2 protein-coding genes are annotated in these 2102 nt (G+C 32.9%); one reads left to right on the top strand and one right to left on the bottom strand.

The window, feature by feature from the left end:
- The first annotated feature begins 275 nt into the window (after positions 1–275).
- Positions 276–884: a uridine kinase family protein gene (locus tag AC1DSB_RS18465; protein WP_477533311.1), complete on the top strand. Its 609-nt coding sequence runs from the start codon at positions 276–278 to the stop codon at positions 882–884.
- Positions 885–1429: 545 nt separating this feature from the next.
- Here the strand turns inward: AC1DSB_RS18465 and AC1DSB_RS18470 are convergent.
- Positions 1430–1903 (bottom strand): MarR family winged helix-turn-helix transcriptional regulator, encoded by a 474-nt coding sequence (locus AC1DSB_RS18470; RefSeq protein ID WP_477587326.1) that lies wholly within the window; start codon positions 1901–1903, stop codon positions 1430–1432.
- Positions 1904–2102: the final 199 nt, after the last annotated feature.

The following is a 2102-nucleotide window of genomic DNA, read 5'->3' on the forward strand; positions in this document are numbered from 1 at the left end:
ATACCAAGACTCATTTAAAGTTTTGGTATCAATTTTTTCAATACAAACTCCTATGAGAGAAGAGTAAATGCATCCTATCTTAGTAATCCTTTTAGTACGTAGTTTGTGTCAACACTACAATAAGTCATGTTCAACTAACGGGTTCTTTACTTCAATAAGGGGTAAAGCCCTTTTCTTATTCAACTAACGCAGCATTTTAGTTTAATAAGTAAAGGTTTTATATGAAGGATAGAGAACTAACAAAAATAGTGAATAACAGAAGGTGGTGAATTAAGATGAATTTTAAAATAATAAAGGGTCAATTTAGTTCTTTCAAACAATTAGTAGATGGTATAAATGAAATTTCTAAAAAGCAATCTACACTCTTGATCGGGATAGACGGTTGTGGAGGTTCTGGGAAAAGTACATTTGCTGATAAAATAAAAGAAGAATTTTCTAATGTAACGATTGTTCATAAGGATGATTTTCACCTTCCTTCCTCTCAAATTATAAATACACATCCAACAAAAAAAGCTATTGGTGCTGATTTTGATTGGAAACGTCTTTTAAATCAGGTGCTGGAACCAATAAGCCATGAAAAAGAGGGACATTATCAACGGTACGATTGGGAAACAGATAGCTTAACAGAATGGCATACTGTTTCTGTTGGTGGCATTGTAATAATCGAAGGCGTATATTCTATTCGAAAAGAATTATCAGATAAATATGATTTCAAAATATGGGTTGATTGTCCAAGAGAAAAACGTCTTTCAAGAGGTCTCGATAGAGACGGAGAAGATGCCCGTGAAATGTGGGAAAATAATTGGATGATTTCAGAAGATATTTATGTGGAAAAACATAAGCCTAATGAAAGGGCTGATATTGTTGCTGATGGAACTAAGTAAAAGAGAAGTTTTTCAACTAACGGGTGCTTTACTTCAATAAGGAGTGAAGCCTTTTTTCATATTGAACTAACGTGGCAGTTTAGTTGAACAATCAAATCAAATAGAATGTATTTAAAAAGGGAGATACAGGTGAAATCAAGAATATTACTCTCGATGATGATTCTAAGTTTTTTTATCGTAATTACTGGTTGTAATTCTGAAGAAAAAAGCTATAAAGTATGGGYTGAACCTTCAACAAGCAGTCAAGAAACGATAGATTCAGCGATTAAAAGGCTTTCAGATGCCAAAGTCGATTTCATAATTGAAGACAATGGAAGTGTTTTAGTAAATGAGAAGGATTTGAACAAGGCGGTAATATGTTGTTCTTAAATAGTTGAGTATATWACTTCAACAAGGAGTGAAGCTTTTTTTCTTATTGAACTAACGGGCAAGTTAGTTGAATAAGCTTTAGAAGTGTACAAATTAGTTTACTTTTATTGTTTATGGGGACTATGTATTTTTTATGTTGATGAATGTGCAAATAGTCCCATTTATAATCTCTATGATTACCAGACAGGTCTTAATCTCGTTGGTAATTTATCTCCATTTGCTTCATAAACTAATTTTGTTAAATCTTCTTTGAGCATTTGCAGGCGTTCAGCACCTATGTTTTCAATCCAACGTTGCTCAATCTCAGTTAGTATCTTCTCTTTTGCTTTCACTACTAACCAACCTCGTTCGGTCAAAACAATAATTTTACCTCTCTTATCAGTGGGATGAGCTTTGCGCATTACATAGCCACTTTTCTCAAGATAATCCACCATTTTACTCACAGCTTGCTTTGTAATTCCTAAATATTCGGCTAGTTCTATACCTGTTGTTCCATTTGGAGTGATGCATTTAAACATAAAACCATGTACAGGTCTAATATCTCCAAATCCCAATTCACTCAATCTGTCATGTAATTCATTTATTGATGTACTAAAGGATAATGATAATAGTGATGTAAGATCCAATTCACTAAATACTTCATGATTCATACATAAAACCTCCTTAAATAAAGTCAATTAGGTTGACTTTATTTGAAACCCATTGTACTATACACCATGTAGTCAATCAAGTTGACCATAATTCAATTATAAAAGAAATAGGATTCACCGAAACAAAATTAATACATTACGGAGGGTTCTCATGGCTAACATCGTTAAAATTAGAGGAAGTGTATTTGCACCGTATGCT

This window comes from Paenisporosarcina sp. P4_E4_2 (assembly GCF_056401595.1).

What these genes read in the sequence shown, in the direction of transcription:
- AC1DSB_RS18465 (WP_477533311.1), top strand. Translation starts at nt 276, where the DNA reads ATGAATTTTAAAATAATAAAGGGTCAATTTAGTTCTTTCAAACAATTA.
- AC1DSB_RS18470 (WP_477587326.1), bottom strand. Translation starts at nt 1,903, where the DNA reads ATGAATCATGAAGTATTTAGTGAATTGGATCTTACATCACTATTATCA.